Here is a 19,935-nt window from a genome sequence, read left to right as displayed (position 1 = left end):
GCCCTAGTCGGTGAGTTCGCTTGGCAGGCCGAACCTCTCGAACAGTGAGATATCGAAGAAGCACACCACATGGGCCACGCCGTCCTGCCTGACGTCCAGGACGTGCATCTGGAACGGGCGGTGCACCCCATCGCCCTCGCGCATGTAGAGGCCGATCGCCGGTTGACCATTGGCGGACGTTTCGATGAGGCGCATATCGCCGGCATGCTCGGCGGGGCATTGCTCCTTGATGAGCGTGGCGATGCTCTGTCCGCCCTGATACCAGCCGGTGAACGGAGGCATCTCCCAAATCGCCTCGGTGGTAAACATTTTCGCGATGGCGTCAACGTCGTAGCGCTCGAAAGCGTTGATGTACTGGCGGAGCTGCTCGCGCAGCATGGGGTCCTCGGGCTCCAGCAGGTTGTCTTCTTGTGGCGACACCTCGTGCAGCTGCGCGCGGGCGCGCTGCAGCAGGCTGTTCACTGCGGCGGTGGTGGAGCCGATGGCCTCGGCGACCTCTTGGGCCTTCCACTGCAGTACCTCGCGCAGCACCAGCACCGCACGCTGCTTGGCGGGCAGGTGTTGCAAGGCGGCGACGAAAGCCAGGCGCACCGACTCCCGTGATCCCACGATGCTGGCAGGGTCGGTGGCGTCGTCGGGCAGCGGCTCCAGCCACGGGATCTCGGCGCGTTCGTCCAACTCGTCGAGCGGGTTGGCGCTGGGTGCACCCAGCCCGGTCGGCAGCGGCCGGCGCTGCTTGCCCTCGAGCGCCGTCAGACAGGTGTTGGTGGCGATCCGGTACAGCCAGGTGCGCAGCGATGACTTGCCCTCGAACCGGTCGTACGCCTTCCATCCGCGCAGGTACGTCTCCTGCACCAGGTCTTCGGCATCGTGGATGGACCCCGTCATCCGGTAACAATGGGCCAGAATCTCGCGCCGATATTGTTCGGTGCGCGAAAGAAATTCATCCTCGATGGCTTGTGCCGTCACGGGCGAGAGAATAGTCCCGTACACCGACACCTGTCAGGTCGTTACGGGGTGTTGACGTGTACGGGCAGCTCGTCATCCCAGGGCTGGCGGTTGACCATATCGGCCACTCGGACATAGCCGCTTTCGAACTCGCCAGTGGCAGCGTCCACGAGACGGTATTGCTGGGTTTGACGATGGATGGGCTGTGCGTCGAGCAGCACGATGCGCACCTCGCCGGGTTCGAACCGGCAGCGTTCTTGCATCGCGGCGATCAGCTGCTCGTTGTGCATGTGCCCGTCGCCGAAGTTCCAGCCGATGGCGGTGCTGCAGATCCGTTCGCCGTCGGTGATGACGTAGTCATCCTCGTTCTGTCCCGCCATGGCGCGGTGCGCGAGCGTGAACATGGCCCGACCGTGGGTGTTCATGGCGCGGAACGCATAGCCGATGTACATGAGCAGCGGCGCCTGTTCGGTGCCGTAGAAACGTTCCATCTGCGCTTGCGGCATGCTGGCGATCGCGACGATGCCCTTGTCGATCTTGGCGCTGGCGGATGGTTTGACGCACCACAGTGTGGTGTCCCAGTTTCCGGCGTAGTACCGCATGCCCGGCAGGAAGGAAATCTTGCGGGGCAACAGGTTTCCTGCGACAACCACACCGGCGCTGACGGCGAACAGAAGCAGCACGGGTACGGGGTGCTGGATGTCTTTGAGGCCGATGTTCGCGTGCGCGACGAACAGCGACAGCACACCGAAGATCATGAACACATTCCATTCCAGCGGTACACCCATCGGAATGGCGGTCAGGATGCCCAGGTGGAAACAGACCATGACGATGGCCGCGCTGGTGGTGACCCAGCCGCCATGGCTGAAGAACAACGCGATCGGCACCAGCATCTCGATGGCGGTGCTCACGTGCGCGACAAAGCGGGAGAGCCGTCCGGGGCGCAGGTCATCGGGGAACTTCTCGAAGAACGCCCGCTTGAGCCGCTTGGCGCGGATGAGCGGGTTGTTGGACATCATGGTCGAGATGACAAAGGGGAAGTGGTGGTTGAGCTTTGACGTCGCTGCTCCCATCCAGATGACGACGAAGATGAGCTTGGCGGCGACGATCATGTCGGCCCCGGATAAGAGGAACGTGACGGTGAGGGCCCCGTACACCTCGCCACGGGCGGCCAGGAAGATCACCTTGTCACGCAGGCCGGTGAGGGCCAGCAGCCCCAGGATGGTGGCGACCAGCCAGGTGGGTAGCAGCCCCGTCTCGGTGGGCTGGGAGGACAGCGCGACCAACAGAATTGCCAGGAGTGCCGCGTAGAGCGCGATGTCGACAGGGGTACGTGCGGAGCCCTTGGTGAGTGGGACGCGGGGCCAGGGGGGCAAGCGAATGGTGTTGGGGCGCAACCAGTACAAGATTGACCCCAGAGGGGGGAAGAACCTGTTGTTAAGCGGTCCGAAACCGCAGCCGAGGCCGATGACCTCGAACAGCATGGTGTAGAGCACCACCTTCTGGAAGACGATGGGCGCGGAGAAATCCGCCAATTCGTCAACACCGTTGGTGGTCGCCACGGCGGACAGCCACCCGCCCAGGATGTACAGCCCGATCTTCAGTACGTAGAAGAGGTGCAAGGCGACCGGTGTGCCGAAGCCCACCTCGGCCCAGTGCCGGGCCATCGGACGTATCTTCTCGGCGCGGGTGCCCTTGCTCCATTCGGCGACATCGACGACGGGCAATGTGGGCTTGAGGAATCCCATGCGCCCACACTAGAACGTGTTCTAGTTGATGTTGGCCGGTTCGACAGTTCCGTAGAGTTTCCGGGGTGAGTGGATCTCGGGTGCAGCGCGCCTTCGACGGCGCCGATAACGTGCGGATTGTCTACGACACCTGGACGCCGGCGGGAACGCCTCGCGCCGTCGTTGTGCTCTCGCACGGTTTCGGCGAGCACGCGCGCCGGTACGACCATGTCGCGCGGCGGTTCAACGATGCCGGGTACCTGGTGTACGCCCTGGATCACCGCGGCCATGGCCGTTCCGGTGGCAAGCGCGTGTACGTCAGGGATATCTCGGAATACACCGACGACTTCGGCACCCTGGTCGATATCGCGGCCCGCGAGCACCCCGACCTGAAGCGCATCGTGCTGGGACACAGCATGGGCGGTGGGATTGTCTTCGCCTACGGAGTGGACCACCAGGACCGCTATGACCTGATGGTGCTGTCCGGGCCCGCGATCGCCGCGCAGGTGGGATTGCCGTATGTGCTGACACTGGTGGCTCCGGTGGTGGGACGGCTGATGCCCGGGCTGCCGGTCCAAAAGCTCGATGTCAACGCGATCTCTCACGACCCGGCGATCATCGCCGCGTACAACGCGGACCCGTTGGTCCATCACGGCCGGGTGCCCGCGGGGATCGGCCGGGCACTGCTGGGCGTGGGTAAGACGATGCGCCAGCGCGCCGCAGGTCTGAAGCGTCCGGTGCTGACGATGCACGGCGAAGACGACCGTTTGACGGCGCCCGAAGGCAGCGTGTGGCTCTCCGAAGCGGCACCCGATGCGACGCTGAAGATCTGGAATGGCCTCTACCACGAGATCTTCAACGAGTTCGACAAGGAACTCGTGCTCGACGAGGTGGTGTCCTGGATCGACGCCAGGCTTTCCTGACGGGCCTCTGCGCGACACGCCGCGTTCTGCGCGAGCCACTCGACGAATGCGTCGAAAGACGGCGTGTCGGAGGCGGAGTAGTGGCGATTAGCGTCTGCTACGAAGCGCTCAGCGACCGGATCGGTTATCCACAGACCTTCCCCGTATTGGCGCACCACCTCGTCGGATGGAGTGAGATCGAACCCCGTCCAGCGGCGGAGGGCGTTTCGCACTCCCGTGTGCGCCGGTGCCGGGTTGGCGAGATTCTCCGCGTATGCCGCGGGCAGTACGGCATCTTCCTGAAGGGTCACGCGGCCTCCACTGTCTCCCAATGTCGCGTGTGCGGCTATCGAAACACAACCCGAACAGATTGACAACCATCGTTGTCAGAAGTGTGGGTGATGCTTGCTACCGCGGTATGTCGCCGGGCTCGCCTAACCTGGCCTTCGTGACAGAGGACAAGCAGCTCTCGCGGATCGCCGCTCTGCTCCGTCAGGCCGAGGGCACCGACAACGCGCACGAGGCCGAGGCCTTCATGGCGGCGGCACAGCGACTGGCCACCGCGACCTCGATCGACTTGGCGGTCGCCCGGGCGCACTCGGCCAAGCGAGATGCGCAGGCGCGGCCCATCCAGCGCACCATCACCATCGGTGAGGCGGGCACCCGCGGCCTGCGGACCTACGTCAACCTGTTCGCGTTGATCGCCGGCGCCAACGACGTCACGTGCGATGTCGCGTCCAACTCGACGTATGTGTATGCCTACGGTTTCGCCGAGGACATCGACGCCGTCCACGCGCTCTACGCCAGCCTGGTGGTCCAGATGGTCAGGGCCTCGGACACCTACATCGGCTCCGGTGCGCACCGGCCCACCCCGACCATTACGGCCCGCCTGAACTTTCAGCTGGCGTTCGGCACACGGGTGGGGCAGCGGCTCTCCGATGCCCGGCAGGAGGCGCGTGCCGAGGCAGTGAAGACCGAGAAGCGCGGCACGGGAACCGAACTAGTGTTGCGGGACAAGGACATCGAGCTGCGTGATTTCTATAAGGGCACCTCGACGGCACGCGGGAGGTGGCGCGCGGTGAGCGCGCAGGCCGGTTACTCCTCGCACGCCCGCCGCGCGGGCGATCGTGCCGGGCGGCGGGCCAGGCTTGGCAGTAGCTCCGAATTAGCCGGTGCTCGCGGCGCATTGGAGCAGAACTGAGCGATCAGCCACGGCCACGTGATTCCCAGCGCGCCAAGGTATACGCGGCCGAGGAGTTTGTGCGCACCATGTTCGAGCGGGCGGCGAGTCACAGTCAGCGCGATATCGATTTCTTCGGCACCAGATTGACGCTACCACCCGAGGCGCGCTTCGCGTCGGTGGAATCGGTGCAGCGTTATGTCGATGACGTGCTGGCCCTCGTGGCGAGCAGATGGACCGCCGGGCCCGTCACGGTGCGTGCCCGTCGCGGCGCGACGGCTGCGCATTACGAGCGCGACGGAGACCGGGCGGCCATCGCCGTTCCGGACGATCGCAACGGGAGTGCCTGGGCCATGCGGGAACTGGTGATTCTGCACGAGCTGGCGCACCACCTGTGTCCACAGGACGGCCCGGCGCACGGGCACGAGTTCGTAACCCTCTATGCGGAGCTGGCGGGGCTAGCCATGGGGCCGGAGGTTGAGTTCGTCCTGCGCACCGTGTACGCCCGTGAGGGTGTGCGCTAGCGCACGACGGCGATCGCCAGCCCGTCCCAGCCCTTAACGCCCACCGTCTGCAGCGCGGTGGCATCCAGACGTGGATCAGAGCCCAGCCGTTCCAAAGCCTGGCGGGTGCCTTCGGCGTTCGGGCCTTCTTCCGAAATCCAGCGAATCACGTTGTCCACCACAATGACTGCCCCGGGTTGAGTGAGCCGCAGCGCCCAATCGAGATAGCCCGGGTTGTTGGATTTGTCGGCATCGATGAACACCAGATCGAACGGCCCCTCGACCGAGGGCAGCGAATCCAGTGCCGGGCCTACCAGGACCTCCACACGTTCGGCGAGCCCGGCGCGCTTCAGGCTGGCCTGCGCGACGGAGGCGTGTTTGGGATCAAACTCCAGCGTCACCACCGCACCGTCAGGGCCTACCGCCTTGGCGAGCCATGCGGTGCTGTACCCGCCGAGGGTGCCGATCTCCAGCACTCGGCTGGCCTTGGCAATCGTGGCCAACAAGTACAGGAACTTGCCCTGCGCGGCAGATACCGCGATATCGGGCAGGCCGCCTTCCTGCTGTGCCTGCCGGATGTGGTCCAGCTCGGCCGCGTCGGTGGCGACGGTGCGCTCCAGGTAGTCGTCGGTGTCGGTCCACACTGATTGGGAGAGAGTCACTTCCGTGAGGGTACGCCCGTTTCCTGGATTTTGAGTCGCCAGCACGAGCCTCGTGGTATTAACACCTAACCCGCTGTCGTCGCGGCCGAAGGAGTCGGTAATGGCGCTCGTCGACTATCGCGATGTGCTCGGGAAGATTGTCGTCGGGGTGAGTGTCCCGGCCATACTCGGCTTGGGTGCACTGATGGCCAGTCGCTGGGGCAATGCCGTCGCCTACGCAGGCGGCTCCCACCACATGGCCCTCGTGCACACGTGTTTCTCGATACTCGGCGTGATCGGTGGAGCCTCGCTGATCATCATGTTTGTCCGGGTGGTGTACGTGTACATGGCCGCGGATTCGGGCAGCGCGACATTCGATCCGTGGGATTTGATCTTGCTGGTGTGCGGTCTGGCCAGCCTCGTCGGTGGAGTCGCGTACTTCATCGACATCTTCACCTACATGCCGCCTCGCCCGCCCGTACCGTGGCGATTCCCCGTGCCCACGTCCCCGCGCATCAGTCCCACACGGATATTCACCCCGACGACCACCGTCAGGTGGCCGTCGTAAATTCTCAGCCGCGGAGTGCGGAGATAAAGATCTTCGGCACCTTCAGCAGGCTGGGCTTACTGGCGAAGTCGACCAGCAATTCGCCGGTGCCCGCTGCGGTGGCATTGCTCACGAACCACGGCGGCTTCGGGGACAGCGCCCACTCTCCATGGGCAAAAGACCTCGGGAACGGCCGGAACGGGCCGCGCACCACGGTGCGTTCCGGCTTCTCGACGAGGAAACCGTTATGCACGACGCCGATGCCGCTCTGTACGTCGTTCAGAAGGTGGCCGGGGAACGCGCCCCAGGTGGCCGAGGGGGTCAGGTAGCCCACGCCGGTCCAGGCGTTGACAGCCACGGTGCCGTATCGCAGGTTCTCGACCAGGGTGTCGAAATCCGATCCCAGCGCTTTGATGGTGTCGGGATGCGCGAGGACGTTCACGCCGAGGGTTCCAACGAACTCGTCATTGGCGACCCGGGCCGCCTCCTGAATGAAGAGGGCTCCATCCGGGTCATTGGCGACATCGAGTTCGATGACGCCGAGGACCGGCCCGAAGTACTCGGTACGCAGCAGTGCCGTGCGATCTTCGGGGTCGACGACGAGCACTCGCGCGCCGTTCTGGCCGAGGCGCTCGGCATCGGGGTAGGACTGTTGTGCGCCGGCCACGCGGTCGTCCGAACCGGGGTAGTAGGCGGGCCGGGGTGGTGCCTCGTCGACGGCTTTGCGCAGCGCGGCGAGGAACTCCTCGCGCTGCGGCCATGCCTTGGAGAGCACCACGACCTGCGACGCGATGCAGTTGTAGCCGTTGTTGTGCAACCGCTGGGTGGCGATGTGGTGGGTCTGGAACTCGATGTCGGATGAGCTCCACTTGCCGGGCACCACGATGGTCGGCGAAACGCCGCCGAGCTCGCTGGTGATGGCCTTGTCCAGGACCGGCTGGTTGGCGGCCTTGCGCTGTGCACCCTCGTCGCCGGTGCCGAACACGATCGCGTCGTGGGTGACCGAGCTGCCGGTCATGTGGACGTGGTCGACCAGTTGGTGGTGCACCAGGTAGGTACCGACATCGGCGCCACCGGTCAGAATCCGTACCGCGCCGATTGCGATGAAGGGCTGCAGCACCTGGGTGAACACCGGCAACAACGGGTCGGTGATGGGATTGAGCTTCAGTGCGACCACACGGTTGTTGGCGAACAGTTCATACAGGGTGTCCAGCGGCGCGATGGAGGTGATGTTGCCGGCACCGAGCACCGCGCCAACACCGTGGGTGTGGCTGGGATCGCGCTGTGCCAGGCCCGCGGTGCGCAAGGCCTCGGCCTGATCGACGCCGGGCTGCAGCCACAGTTCGGCACTGAATCCGGACAGCAGCAGGCTGTCAAAGATGTTGAGCGGCAACACCGAAACGGTCGTGCGTCCACCGGGGGTGACACCGAATTTGGCGTCTCGAAGCGGGCTGTGCCCGGCTTGGAGCTGCTCCAGACTGGCGATCAGGGCGGCGACGGCCCCCGCGACGGCGTACGGGCCCGAGATCCATTCCTCGCCGACCAGCGGTGATTCCGGGTCGAGTTTCTTGATCTGGAATGCCGCGGCGTGCACCCATTGCTGTGCGTTGTCGATCACGCGCTGGCGAGTATCCGCCAACAGTTGCAAACGATCTGCCAACGAGGTTTCGGCCCAAGCCTTTTCGCCTTCAGCCAAGTCCTGTAGTGCCTGGTCGACGGGGGATTCGATCTGTACGTCGGTCATGGAAGTCAGCTCGCGCTCTAGTCGAAGTCGGATAGTTCGGATAGTGATGTGTTCGGTGGGTCACATGGTACGTGACGTACCACCTCATTGCTAGAGTGAGCTTCGTGCAGCCCGACAGCCAAGAACTCCCCGCTGGCAGGTGGGATGGCCAGCGCGAACGGCGCCGGGCCGAGTTTGTCGAGGCCGCCCTGGCCGCCATTGCCGAGCACGGTCCGCAGACGTCCACGGAGCAGATCGCGGTCTATGTAGGGGTCACCCGGACAAAGCTCTATCGACATTTCGACGGTGCCGCGGACCTACAGCGCGCCGTGGCCCGGCGGGCCGGCGACATGATCATCGCTGAGCTTGCACCCGTATGGCAGCCGCTCGGCTCGATGGCACAGATCATCGAGGCGGGTATCGGTGCGTACGTCCGTTTTCTGGTCGGGCACCGCAATCTGTATCGGTATCTTGCGCGCTGCTCACTCTCCGAGGATTCAGACGCACCCGACGCCATTGCCGATATCAAAATGTCTGCGGGACTGCATCTTTCGCGGGTGTTTGCCGTCTACCTCGATGCGTTCGGGGTAGATACCGATGCCGAGCTGCTCGCGATGGGCATTGTCGGCATGGCCGAGACCTCGGTGAGTTACTGGCTGGACCAGCCGGGGGAGACCTCGCAGGAGCGATTGATCGAAAGTCTGGTCCGGCGGATCTGGCTCATCGTGGAGGACAACCTGCGCGCGGGGGGTGTCTATCTCGACAGTCACGAGCCACTTCCGGAGCCCGGGGAAATCGCACGGAACGCGCAGCGCTATCGCGACCCCGCGCGCCTTCCCTAGCCGGAAGATTTACCTCGGCCGTGGGATGCCGGCGTCATAGGCTCAGCGGGTGCTCCCTTCACCGCGTGTCGACGCCGCCGTCCTGATCACTGGAGCCTCATCGGGGATCGGCGAAGAGCTGGCGCGCGAATTCTCCGGACGTGGCTACCCCGTGGTGTTGGTGGCCCGGCGCGCCGACCGGCTGCATGAGCTGGCCGCGATGCTGGGACCGTCCGCGCGGGTGCTACCCGTCGATCTGTCCAACGATCACGAACGCGCCCAATTGCCGCACCGCGTGGCAGAGCTGGGACTCGCCGTTGATGTGCTGGTGAACAACGCCGGGCTGAGCACGGCAGGGCCCGTCGCCGAATCCGACCCCGCCGCCGAGCTCAATCTCGTGACGGTGGACGTCAGCGCGGTGGTGGACCTCTGTTCACGTTTTGTGCCGCCGATGGTGGCACGCGGCAGGGGTGTGGTGCTCAACCTCGGCTCGGTCGGCGCCTTCGGCCCGCTGCCCGGGCAGGCCGCCTACGGGGCCGCGAAGGCATTCGTGGTGTCGTACACCCACGCGCTCAACGAGGAGTTGCGCGGCACCGGCGTCAGTGCCGCCACGCTGTGTCCGGGTCCGGTGAAGACGGGATTCGGCGCGGCGGTGGGAATCTCGGACGAGGACGCCGAAGCCGCGATGCCCAAGGTCATGTGGGTAGACGCGGCGACTGTCGCCAGGACCGCGGTCGACGGATTGTCAGCGGGCAAGACGGTGATCGTGCCCGGCCTGGCCAACCGGATCGGTGCGGCCGCCAACCATCTGCTTCCGCGCGGATTGCTCACGCGCATGGTCGCGCGAAGCCACCCGGCGCTCAAGAGAGGCCGGAAGGTCTAGCCGCAGACGGCTCCGACGGCCGCCGACTGCACCAGCTTGGTGTACTTGGCCAGCACCCCAGTCTTGTACCGCGGTGGCAGCGGCTCGAATCCCTCACGGCGCTTCTCGATTTCAGCCTCGTCGACAAGCAGGTCCAGCTTGCCGTTGGAGACATCGAGCCGGATGCGGTCTCCGTCTTTGACGAACGCGATCGGCCCGCCATCGACGGCCTCCGGCGCGATGTGCCCAACACACAGACCGGTGGTGCCGCCGGAGAAGCGACCGTCGGTCATCAGCAGCACGTCCTTGCCCAGGCCTGCGCCCTTGATGGCGCCGGTGATGGCCAGCATCTCGCGCATACCGGGGCCGCCCTTGGGGCCCTCGTAGCGGATGACGACGACATCGCCGTGGGTGATGGTGCCATCCTCGAGGGCATCAAGTGCGGCCCGCTCCCGCTCGAAAACCCGTGCGGTGCCTTCGAACACGTCCGACTCGAAGCCGGCCGACTTCACCACGGCACCCTCCGGCGCCAGTGAGCCGTGCAGGATGGTGATGCCACCCGTCGGATGGATGGGGTTGTTCATGGCGCGCAGCACCTTGCCGTCCGGATCCGGCGGCGCGATATGTGCGAGGTTCTCGGCCATCGTCTGGCCGGTGACCGTGAGGCAGTCGCCGTGCAGCAGCCCGGCATCCAACAGAGCCCGCATCACGACCGGAACCCCGCCGATTTCGTCAACGTCCTTCATCACATGGCGCCCAAAGGGTTTCACGTCGGCCAGGTGGGGCACCTTGTTGCCGATGCGGGTGAAGTCGGCCAGGGTCAGGTCGACCTCGGCCTCCTTGGCGATGGCAAGCAGGTGCAGCACCGCGTTGGTGGACCCGCCGAACGCCATCACCACGGCGATGGCGTTCTCGAAGGCCTCCTTGGTCAGGATGTCGCGCGCGGTGATTCCGCGGCGCAGCATCTCCACCACGGCCTCTCCGGACTTGCGTGCGTACTCTTCGCGCCGCTTATCGATCGCGACAGGAGAGGCGCTGCCCGGCAATGACATGCCGAGTGCCTCGGCGGCACTGGCCATGGTGTTGGCGGTGTACATGCCGCCGCACGCACCCTCACCCGGACAGATGGCACGCTCGATGATGTCGACATCCTCGCGCGACATCAGCCCGCGTGCGCACGCGCCGACGGCCTCGAAGGCGTCGATAATGGTGACTTCCTTCTCGGTGCCGTCCGTCAGCTTGGCCTTGCCGGGCATGATCGACCCGTTGTAGAAGAACACCGAGGCCAGATCTAAACGTGCTGCGGCCATGAGCATTCCGGGGATCGATTTATCGCATCCGGCCAGCAGCACGGACCCGTCGAGCCGTTCCGCCTGCATCACGGTCTCGACGCTGTCGGCGATCACCTCGCGGGACACCAGCGAGAAGTGCATGCCTTCATGGCCCATCGAGATGCCGTCGGACACCGAGATGGTGCCGAATTCGAGGGGGTATCCGCCAGCGGCATGCACGCCCGCCTTGACCGACTGAGCCAGGCGCTGCAGGGACATGTTGCACGGGGTGATCTCGTTCCACGACGAACCGACACCGATCTGCGGCTTCACCCAGTCGTCGTCACCCATGCCTACCGCGCGCAGCATTCCACGGGCGGCGGTCTTCTCCAGACCATCGGTGACGTCGCGACTACGCGGCTTGATATCGGGTGCGTCGTGGGCTGACATGGGCCTAAGTATCCCCGGCGGCTACTTAGCCGGTCAAAGGGGATTCGCTCTTCGCACCAGCAGCTCATCGCCGCGGATTCCGCCTCCGGAAGCCGAGCAAAGTGGCAGCATGGCCGCCATGCCATTTATGCCGGTCAGCGACTCGATGTTCCTCATCTGCGAGACGCGTGAGCATCCCTTCCATGTCGGCGGCCTTCAGCTGTTCAAACCGCCTGCTGACGTGGGCCCGGACTATGCCGAGGTGTTCTACGAACAGCTGATGTCCACCACCGAGGTGTCGTCGGACTTCCGCAAACGACCTGGGCAACCGCTGGCCGTGATGGGCAACGTCACCTGGATCATCGATGACGAGGTCGACTGGGAGTACCACGTGCGCCGCTCGGCACTTCCCCGCCCGGCCCGGGTGCGTGAACTGTTGACCGTCACCTCCCGCTGGCATAGCTCCCCGCTGGACAGGCACCGTCCATTGTGGGAAATGCATGTCGTGGAAGGACTCTCGGATGGACGTTTGGCCGTCTACACCAAGATGCACCACGCGGTAATCGATGGTGTCGGCGCGCTGCGCATGATGATGCGCTCGCTCTCCGATGATCCCGATGCGCGCGATTGTCAGGCCGTGTGGGCCCCGGCCAAGCGGCGCGCCAAGAGCAGCATCGTGAGCACCACGAACACCTCGGCGCTGGATCTGGTGCGGGGGGCGGCCGGCGCGGTGCGACAGGTTGTGTCCATTCCGCCCGGTCTGCTCAAGTACGGACGCCACGCGCTGTCGGACCCGCAGCTTGTCCGGCCGCTGTCGGCACCGCACACGATGCTGAATGTCTCGATAGGAGGCGCGCGGCGATTCGCGGCGCAAACCTGGTCGATGACCAGGATCAAGGAGGCTGGCAAAGCGCTCGGCGGCACCGTCAACGACGTGGTGCTGGCCATGTGTTCGGGTGCGTTGCGCACATATCTGGAGGAACAGAACGCGCTTCCCGCCAAACCGCTCATTGCCATGTGTCCGGTGTCGATCCGGGCAGAGGGGGACCAGAACGCAGGGAACTCGATCACCGCGCTGCTGGCCAACCTGGCGACCGACAAGCCAGATCCGTTGGAGCGGTTCAGTGCGATCCGGGACTCGGTGCAGGCTGCCAAGTCGGTGCTCTCGGAGATGACGCCGCTGCAGCGGATGTTGGTCGGCGCGCTCAACGGGGCCCCCGTGATCAGCAGCGCGGTACCGGGGCTGGCCGATCGAGCCGCACCTGCGTTCAACGTGATCATTTCTAATGTGCCGGGTCCGCGTACCGACATGTTCTGGAACGGGTTCGAGATGGATGGCTGCTACCCGGTGTCCATTCCGATCGACGGCGTGGCGTTGAACATCACCTGCACCAGCAGCGGGTCATCGATGCATTTCGGGCTGACCGGATGCCGCACGAGTGTGCCGCATCTGCAGCGCATCCTCACTCACCTGGAGGAGGCATTGACGCAGCTGGAGGAGTCGGTCGCGTAGGGCGCTGTACCCGCAAGGGGTATGCCCGGCCAGAACCTTGTACCCTACGGGGGTATCTGGGCTACCATAGTGGCATGCGAAACCGAACTCGGACTGCGATCCTTGCCGGCGCTGCTGCTGCGGTGCTGATTCTGTCAGCGTGTAGCTCGGACAAAAAGGGAGATGAGACGAAGTCTGAGCATTCGGGACACTCCGGAATGTCGGGTATGACGACGACGCTCGATACCAACCCTGCGACCGCTCCGGCGTCCGATCACAACGATGCCGATGTGACGTTCGCTCAGCAGATGATCATGCATCACCAGCAGGCCGTCGAGATGTCCAAGTTGACAGAGGGGCGCACCGCCAACCCGGCGGTGTTGGAGCTGGCGAATAACATTGAGACCGCGCAGCAGCCCGAGATCGACACCTTCACCGAGTGGCTCAAGAACTGGGGGCAGCCCCTCATGCCCGAGGGACATGACCCCGCGGGGCATATGCCTGGCATGGTGGACACGCCGGTGTTGGACCGGATGAAGACCCTCAATGGCGAGGTCTTCGACCAGCTGTGGCTGCAGTCGATGATCGCTCACCACCAGGGCGCCGTCGCCATGTCGAATGCGGAACTCTCCGGGGGCCAGTACCCTTCGGCAAAGCAGTTGGCGCAACAGATCATCGATAATCAGCAGCCTGAGATCGACACGATGCAAGGCCTTCTCAAGGGATAATGGACATGAGCACCAAGACTTCGACCGGACACGGTTACTCGCTGAAAAAGGATGACTACGCCAAGCGACTCCTGCGCATCGAGGGGCAGGTACGCGGTATCGCCAAGATGATCGACGAGGACAAGTACTGCATCGACGTGCTGACTCAGATCAGCGCCGCGCAGAGCGCATTGCGGTCTGTTGCCCTCGGACTGCTCGACGAGCACCTCGGGCATTGCGTCTCCAACGCCGTTGCCGACGGCGGCGCCGATGCCGAAGAGAAGCTGGCAGAGGCCTCTGCGGCGATCGCCCGGCTGGTACGCAGCTAGGAACCCACCGCGGCGACCACCATCTGCCGCAACACCGCCCGTGTCTGCGCGGGCGCTGATCGACCGGCGCTGTAGGGCGTGGAGTTCATCAGACCAAAAGCGGCGTGTGCCTTGATCCGAGCGTCGGATTCGTCGAGCGCGGGATCGACCTGGCAGAGCACCTGTACCCAGGCTTCGACGTAACGGCGCTGATACTGGCGTACCTGGCGACGCGCACTTTCCGGTAGCGAGTCGAGGTCGCGATCCTGTACCCGGATGAGATCGCTCTCGCTGAGCGCGAAGTCGAGGTGGAAATCGATGAGACCCGATAGCGCCTGGGGGGGCGTTGCCGCCGCCTCCACGACAGCCGTCCCGCCTTCCAGAAGCCGACGGCTGATATCGGTGAGCAGGTCCACCAGAAGCGCTTCCTTGTTCGGGAAGTGCCGGTAGATCGCTGGGCCGCTGATCCCGACGGCCGAGCCGAGATCTTCCAGTCGCACCCGTGCGTATCCGCGCATGGCGAGCAGCCGGGCCGCGGCGGTCAGCAGCTGATCCCGCCGATCCGCCTTGGCGCGTTCGCGCTTGTTCGGAATTGCCGACTCGGGTATCAGGTTGGTCATCAAACCTTCTTGAGCGGTGCGGTCTAGACAAATCAGTTAATGAAGATTATCTTAAAACAAGTTAATCTTCATTAACTGAAATTTCAAGACTTCGGAGCTGGGTATGACTCTGGTGGGTGAGCAGAACAGGGCTGAGCACTCCCGGCTCGTCGCCGAGCTGAGGGAGCGGCTCGCACGTGCGGCGCTCGGCGGCACCGAACAGTCCCGGCAGCGGCATGTAGACCGGGGCAAGCTCCTGCCGCGCGACCGTGTCGAGGCGCTCCTCGATCCAGGCAGCCCGTTCCTGGAGCTATCTGCGCTGGCGGCCAACGGCATGTACGACGACGACGCTCCCGGGGCGAGCATGATCGCCGGTATTGGCCGTGTCTCTGGGCGTGAATGCGTTATTGCGGCTAATGACGCGACAGTCAAGGGCGGCACTTATTACCCGATGACGGTGAAGAAGCATTTACGCGCCCAGGAAGTCGCGCTGCAGAACCGGCTGCCCTGCATTTATTTGGTCGACTCCGGTGGCGCCTTCTTGCCGAAACAGGACGAGGTGTTCCCGGACCGCGAGCACTTCGGCCGGATCTTCTACAACCAGGCCACGATGAGCGCCCAGGGAATTCCGCAAATCGCCGCGGTGCTGGGCAGTTGCACCGCGGGCGGCGCGTATGTGCCGGCGATGAGTGATGAGGCCGTCATCGTGCGCAAGCAGGGCACGATCTTCCTGGGCGGTCCGCCGCTGGTGAAGGCTGCCACCGGCGAGGTGGTGACGGCCGAGGAACTCGGCGGCGGCGACCTGCATTCGCGTACCTCGGGGGTAACCGACCACCTGGCTTCCGATGACAAGGATGCTCTGCGGATCGTGCGCCGCATCGTGTCAACGCTGGCGCCCAGGGTGGAGCCGCCGTGGCCGGTTGTCGAAACGGTTGCCCCGGAACGGGACCCCAACACGCTGTATGACGTGGTGCCCACCGATCCGCGCATTCCGTACGACGTGCACGAAGTGATCGTCAGGTTGGTCGACGGCGGCACCTTCACCGAGTTCAAGGCGGAATACGGAAAGTCGGTGGTGACGGGAACCGCGCGGCTGCACGGGCACCCGGTCGGGATCATCGCGAACAACGGTGTTTTGTTCGCTGAAAGTGCGATGAAGGCAGCTCATTTCATCGAGCTTTGCGATCAGCGACGTATCCCGCTGGTGTTCTTGCAGAACATCTCCGGGTTCATGGTGGGCCGCGATTACGAGGCTGCCGGTATCGCCAAACACGGGGCAAAGATGGTCACCGCGGTGGCGTGTGCGCGGGTGCCCAAGCTGACCGTGGTGATCGGGGGCTCCTACGGGGCGGGTAACTACTCGATGTGTGGGCGGGCGTACTCGCCGCGATTCCTCTGGATGTGGCCGAACGCCCGTATCTCGGTGATGGGTGGCGAACAGGCCGCCTCGGTACTTGCCACGGTGCGCGCTGATCAAGGCGCGGCGTCGGGCAAGGAGTTCACCGAGGACGAGCAGGAAGCGTTCAAGGCGCCGATACGTGAACAGTATGAGCGGCAAGGCAATCCGTACTACTCGACGGCGCGCCTATGGGATGACGGGGTCATCGACCCCGCCGATACCCGAACGGTGCTCGGACTGGCGCTGGGAATTTGCGCCAACGCTCCGCTTGAGCCGGTTTCCTACGGCGTCTTCAGGATGTGACGGTGATGTGGGGTTACCTCCCGCCTGTGGGGGCCGCTTGCGCGAAGAACAGAAGGTGCAGTCAGTGATTCGTTCAGTCCTCATCGCCAACCGCGGCGAGATCGCGGTCCGCATCGCATCGACACTGCGAGCCATGGGAATTCGCTCCATCGCGATCTATACCGATGCGGACACCGACCACCTCGCTGCCTGCGATGCCGCGGTGTGCCTCGGCGCGGATGCCGCAGGCTATCTCGACATCGATGCGATCATCAGCGCTGCCAAACAGACCGGCGCCGACGCCATTCACCCTGGGTACGGATTCGTCTCGGAAAACGCCGGTTTCGTCCGCGCATGTCAGTCGGCGGGCATCGTCTTCATCGGACCGCCCGCCGAAGCCATGGATGCGATGGGCGACAAGATCAGGGCCAAGGACACGGTCGCCGCGGCCGGCGAGCCAGTCGTGCCGGGCAGCGTGGGCGCACTCTCGGATGCAGAGCTGGTCGCCACGGCGGAGAAGATCGGGACCCCGCTGATCATCAAGCCGTCCGCGGGTGGCGGTGGCAAGGGCATGCGGGTGGTGCAGGACCTGAGCCAGGTGCCCGATGCGCTGGTCGCGTCCCGGCGCGAGGCCACGGCGATCTTCGGCGACGACACCTTGCTGGTCGAGCGCTACCTCGCCCGCCCCAGGCATATCGAGATTCAGATCTTCGGTGACGCCCACGGCAATGTGGTGCACCTGGGCGAGCGCGAATGCAGTCTGCAACGCCGGCACCAGAAGGTGATCGAAGAGGCGCCGTCACCGCTGCTGACGCCGGAACTGCGGGCCGCGATGGGGCAGACCGCATGCCAGATCGCGCGCAGTGTCGGATATTTCGGTGCCGGGACAGTCGAGTTCATCCTGGACAGCGATAGTCCCGAGTCCTACTACTTCATGGAGATGAACACCCGGCTTCAGGTAGAACATCCGGTCACCGAGATGGTGACCGGTGTCGACCTGGTGCAGTGGCAGATCCTGGTCGCTGACGGACAACGGCTCCCGTTGACACAAGAGCAGATCGCGTTGACCGGCCATGCCATCGAGGCGCGGGTATATGCCGAAGACCCGGCCCGTGAGTTCCTGCCGACCGGTGGAACGGTTGCACTGGCAAGGTTTTCGGGCAGCGCACGTACGGACACAGCATTGACGACGGGATCGGTGGTGGGCTCGCGGTTCGACCCGATGCTGGCCAAGGTCATCGTGCATGCGGCCGACCGAGAGACCGCGCTAGCCGAAGCCGATCTGGCTCTGGCCGAGACTCGGATACTCGGGGTGGGCACCAACATCGACTTCTTGCGCGCGCTGGTGACGAACCCTGTTGTGCTCTCGGGAGATATCGATACGGCGCTGCTCGACAAGATCGCGTCCGATTACCGCCCACCCGCCGTACCGACCTGGGTGTGGTTGGCCGCGTCGGCCTTGTTGGACGGCGAATCCGGCATCGGAACATTGTGGAACAGCAAGTCCGGGTGGCGTATCGGTGAACATGCACCGCGCTCGTATCGGCTGCGGATAGGGGAGTCGGCCGAACTGGTTCGGCTCTGGGGCGACCCGGTGGCCGAAGTCGGCATCGGAGACGGCGAGCCGGCACCGGCCAGAGCTCATTGCACGACAGGACAGGTGAGCGTCCAGTTCGCCGGCCAGCTGTACCGCGCGGATGCCGCAGGGACCGGTGCCGCGGCGTGGATCGCCACCCAGGACGGGACCTGGCACGCCGATATCGCACCCGAACCACGGCTGCGGCACCACGACGGCGAGGACGAGGACGGCGAGATCCGTAGCTCTATGCCCGGAGTCGTCCGGGTGGTGTCGATGAGCACGGGCACCGTCGTCGAACGCGATGCCCCGGTTGTCGTAGTCGAGGCCATGAAGATGGAACACACCTTGCGCGCACCGATAGCCGGAACGGTCGCCGTTTCGGTGGCCGTCGGCGACCAGGTGGCTGTCGACCAACTCCTGGCCACCATCCACCCGACTGTCGACCCCGAGGAGGGAAGAGCATGACATTCAGCACCGCGGAGCTGCCGGACGAGTACGAATCGCTGCGCAAAACCGTTGAGGAATTCGCTAATTCGGTGGTGGCACCGGTTGCAGCACACCACGATGCCACCAAGACCTTCCCGTATGCGGTGGTGGCGCAGATGGGTGACATGGGGCTGTTCGGTCTGCCGTTCCCGGAGGAGTACGGCGGCATGGGCGGTGACTACTTCGCACTATGCCTGACGCTGGAGGAACTGGCCCGGGTAGACCAGAGCGTGGCCATCACCCTTGAGGCGGCCGTGTCGTTGGGCGCCATGCCGATTTACCGATTTGGCAGCGAAGAGCAGAAGCAGCGCTGGCTCCCCGAACTGTCCTCCGGACAATCGTTGGCGGCCTTCGGTTTGACCGAACCCGGAGGTGGTACCGATATCCCCGGATCGATTCGTACCCGGGCCGTCGAGGACAACGGCAGCTGGATTATCAACGGCTCCAAGGCATTCATCACCAACTCCGGGACGGATATCACTGCGGTGGTGGGCGTAGCAGCCGTGACCGGACGTTCGGCGGACGGATCGCCGGAGATCTCCGTCATTCACGTACCGGCGGGCACACCGGGATTCACCGTCGAACCTGGATACGACAAGGTGGGCTGGAATGCCTCGGACACGCATCCCCTGAGCTTCGACGACGTGCGGGTGCCCTACGACAACCTGTTGGGTGAACGTGGCCGTGGGTATGCGGGATTTCTGCGCATTCTCGATGAGGGGCGAATCGCGATCGCGGCGTTGGCGACCGGTGCTGCGCAGGGGTGCGTCGACGAAAGCCTGCGCTACGCGCGCAGCCGCCCGGCCTTCGGCAGCGCGATCATCGACTATCAGTCGGTCTCGTTCAAGATCGCCCGGATGCAGGCCCGCACGCATACCGCGCGTCTGGCCTACTACCACGCTGCCGCGTTGCTGCTGGCGGGCAAGCCGTTCAAGACAGAGGCCTCGATCGCCAAGCTGATCGCCAGTGAAGCGGCCATGGACAACGCCCGGGATGCCACCCAGATCTTCGGGGGAGCGGGGTTCATGAACGAGACTCCGGTCGCCCGCCAGTACCGCGACAGCAAGATCCTGGAGATCGGCGAGGGGACGAGCGAGGTGCAGCTGATGCTCATCGCCCGGGCTCTGAGCCGGTAAACTGTCGGGAGCACTTAGCTGGGCGGGTGACCTGGGCATCGCCATCAGCCACCCAGCGTGCTGTGTCACGTCAGGTACCCCCACGGGGTTATGAATGTGACCTTTTCTAATCAACGGCGATAAGGCCTGCTCAAGAGGTGTTTTCTTGGGCGGGTGAAACATCGTGTTGCCTGGTGGCGACGAACCCTATGACACACTGGATGTGTCGTGTCTACAGGAGTGAGCATGCTTGTCTTAACTCGTTGGTTCCGGCGCGCCCTTGTCAGCGGTGTCTGTGTCGCAGGACTGCTGGGTGCCGGGGTGGTTCCTGCCCTCGCAGAACCGGGCGATCCCGGCGATCCGGGCATCGAGGCACCGGCGCCCCCGCCGCCGCCCGGTGAGCTTCCGCCACCC

General features: G+C 64.6%; 19 protein-coding genes. 12 read left to right on the top strand and 7 right to left on the bottom strand.

Going from position 1 to position 19,935, the window contains the following annotated elements; all coding sequences use genetic code 11:
- Positions 1–3 precede the first annotated feature (3 nt).
- Positions 4–969 carry a sigma-70 family RNA polymerase sigma factor gene (locus B4394_RS07440; RefSeq protein ID WP_078314641.1) on the bottom strand — a complete coding sequence of 322 codons (966 nt, stop codon included), beginning with the start codon at positions 967–969 and terminating at the stop codon, positions 4–6.
- A gap of 41 nt (positions 970–1,010) precedes the next feature.
- Positions 1,011–2,696, bottom strand: coding sequence for a DUF3556 domain-containing protein (locus B4394_RS07435; protein ID WP_078314640.1), 1,686 nt, complete (start codon positions 2,694–2,696; stop codon positions 1,011–1,013).
- Between the two features lie 80 nt (positions 2,697–2,776).
- Here B4394_RS07435 and B4394_RS07430 point away from each other — a divergent pair, with 80 nt between their 5' ends.
- Complete coding sequence (locus B4394_RS07430) at positions 2,777–3,598, top strand: alpha/beta hydrolase (protein WP_078306998.1); 822 nt, start codon at positions 2,777–2,779, stop codon at positions 3,596–3,598.
- Here the strand turns inward: B4394_RS07430 and B4394_RS25055 are convergent.
- Complete coding sequence (locus tag B4394_RS25055) at positions 3,517–3,888, bottom strand: hypothetical protein (RefSeq protein ID WP_139360016.1); 372 nt, start codon at positions 3,886–3,888, stop codon at positions 3,517–3,519. The two genes, B4394_RS07430 and B4394_RS25055, sit on opposite strands and share 82 nt — an antisense overlap.
- A gap of 137 nt (positions 3,889–4,025) precedes the next feature.
- Between B4394_RS25055 and B4394_RS07425 the strand changes: the two genes are divergently transcribed.
- Complete coding sequence (locus tag B4394_RS07425; protein ID WP_078307041.1) at positions 4,026–4,778, top strand: DUF2786 domain-containing protein; 753 nt, start codon at positions 4,026–4,028, stop codon at positions 4,776–4,778.
- Complete coding sequence (locus B4394_RS07420; RefSeq protein WP_078307002.1) at positions 4,775–5,281, top strand: TIGR04338 family metallohydrolase; 507 nt, start codon at positions 4,775–4,777, stop codon at positions 5,279–5,281. The genes B4394_RS07425 and B4394_RS07420 overlap by 4 nt, the downstream gene beginning before the upstream one ends.
- Here B4394_RS07420 and B4394_RS07415 read toward each other — a convergent pair.
- Positions 5,278–5,922, bottom strand: a complete 645-nt coding sequence (locus B4394_RS07415; protein ID WP_078307005.1) for an O-methyltransferase — start codon at positions 5,920–5,922, stop codon at positions 5,278–5,280. The two genes, B4394_RS07420 and B4394_RS07415, sit on opposite strands and share 4 nt — an antisense overlap.
- A gap of 100 nt (positions 5,923–6,022) precedes the next feature.
- Here B4394_RS07415 and B4394_RS07410 point away from each other — a divergent pair, with 100 nt between their 5' ends.
- Positions 6,023–6,469, top strand: coding sequence for a hypothetical protein (locus tag B4394_RS07410; RefSeq protein ID WP_078314639.1), 447 nt, complete (start codon positions 6,023–6,025; stop codon positions 6,467–6,469).
- Positions 6,470–6,473: 4 nt separating this feature from the next.
- Here B4394_RS07410 and B4394_RS07405 read toward each other — a convergent pair whose 3' ends face one another.
- The gene (locus tag B4394_RS07405) at positions 6,474–8,192 is read right to left on the bottom strand and encodes an aldehyde dehydrogenase family protein (protein ID WP_078314638.1); all 1,719 of its coding nucleotides are present in this window, start codon (positions 8,190–8,192) and stop codon (positions 6,474–6,476) included.
- Between the two features lie 95 nt (positions 8,193–8,287).
- Between B4394_RS07405 and B4394_RS07400 the strand changes: the two genes are divergently transcribed.
- A complete protein-coding gene (locus tag B4394_RS07400) occupies positions 8,288–9,013 on the top strand; it encodes a TetR/AcrR family transcriptional regulator (protein WP_139360014.1) in 726 nt (241 codons plus the stop codon).
- Between the two features lie 49 nt (positions 9,014–9,062).
- The gene (locus tag B4394_RS07395) at positions 9,063–9,875 is read left to right on the top strand and encodes an SDR family NAD(P)-dependent oxidoreductase (protein WP_078314636.1); all 813 of its coding nucleotides are present in this window, start codon (positions 9,063–9,065) and stop codon (positions 9,873–9,875) included.
- Here B4394_RS07395 and ilvD read toward each other — a convergent pair.
- A complete protein-coding gene (gene ilvD / locus B4394_RS07390) occupies positions 9,872–11,575 on the bottom strand; it encodes a dihydroxy-acid dehydratase (protein WP_078307015.1) in 1,704 nt (567 codons plus the stop codon). The two genes, B4394_RS07395 and ilvD, sit on opposite strands and share 4 nt — an antisense overlap.
- 109 nt (positions 11,576–11,684) lie before the next feature.
- Between ilvD and B4394_RS07385 the strand changes: the two genes are divergently transcribed.
- The 3 genes from B4394_RS07385 to ricR all read left to right on the top strand — a co-directional run bounded on the left by B4394_RS07385 (position 11,685) and on the right by ricR (position 14,082).
- On the top strand, positions 11,685–13,067 hold the full coding sequence (locus B4394_RS07385) for a WS/DGAT/MGAT family O-acyltransferase (protein ID WP_078314635.1): 1,383 nt from the start codon (positions 11,685–11,687) through the stop codon (positions 13,065–13,067).
- 74 nt (positions 13,068–13,141) lie between these two features.
- Positions 13,142–13,774 (top strand): DUF305 domain-containing protein, encoded by a 633-nt coding sequence (locus B4394_RS07380; RefSeq protein WP_078307019.1) that lies wholly within the window; start codon positions 13,142–13,144, stop codon positions 13,772–13,774.
- A 5-nt stretch (positions 13,775–13,779) separates the two neighbouring features.
- Positions 13,780–14,082, top strand: a complete 303-nt coding sequence (ricR, locus tag B4394_RS07375; protein WP_078298256.1) for a copper-sensing transcriptional repressor RicR — start codon at positions 13,780–13,782, stop codon at positions 14,080–14,082.
- On the opposite strand, the gene B4394_RS07370 is transcribed toward ricR, so the two are convergent.
- Complete coding sequence (locus B4394_RS07370; RefSeq protein ID WP_078307021.1) at positions 14,079–14,681, bottom strand: SACE_7040 family transcriptional regulator; 603 nt, start codon at positions 14,679–14,681, stop codon at positions 14,079–14,081. The genes ricR and B4394_RS07370 overlap by 4 nt on opposite strands.
- A 103-nt stretch (positions 14,682–14,784) precedes the next feature.
- Here B4394_RS07370 and B4394_RS07365 point away from each other — a divergent pair, with 103 nt between their 5' ends.
- The 3 genes from B4394_RS07365 to B4394_RS07355 all read left to right on the top strand — a co-directional run bounded on the left by B4394_RS07365 (position 14,785) and on the right by B4394_RS07355 (position 19,542).
- Positions 14,785–16,362, top strand: a complete 1,578-nt coding sequence (locus B4394_RS07365) for a carboxyl transferase domain-containing protein (protein WP_078314634.1) — start codon at positions 14,785–14,787, stop codon at positions 16,360–16,362.
- A gap of 64 nt (positions 16,363–16,426) precedes the next feature.
- On the top strand, positions 16,427–18,385 hold the full coding sequence (locus B4394_RS07360; protein WP_502688384.1) for an acetyl/propionyl/methylcrotonyl-CoA carboxylase subunit alpha: 1,959 nt from the start codon (positions 16,427–16,429) through the stop codon (positions 18,383–18,385).
- Entirely contained in the window at positions 18,382–19,542 is a 1,161-nt protein-coding gene (locus B4394_RS07355; protein WP_078307027.1) for an acyl-CoA dehydrogenase family protein, read from the top strand. Before B4394_RS07360 ends, B4394_RS07355 begins: the two co-directional genes overlap by 4 nt.
- Positions 19,543–19,935: the final 393 nt, after the last annotated feature.

Source organism: Mycobacterium sp. D16Q16 (genome assembly GCF_002013745.1).
GTDB lineage: Bacteria > Actinomycetota > Actinomycetes > Mycobacteriales > Mycobacteriaceae > Mycobacterium.
The sequence above is the reverse complement of the archived record's forward strand: the minus strand, read 5'-3'. Positions and strand labels throughout refer to the sequence as shown.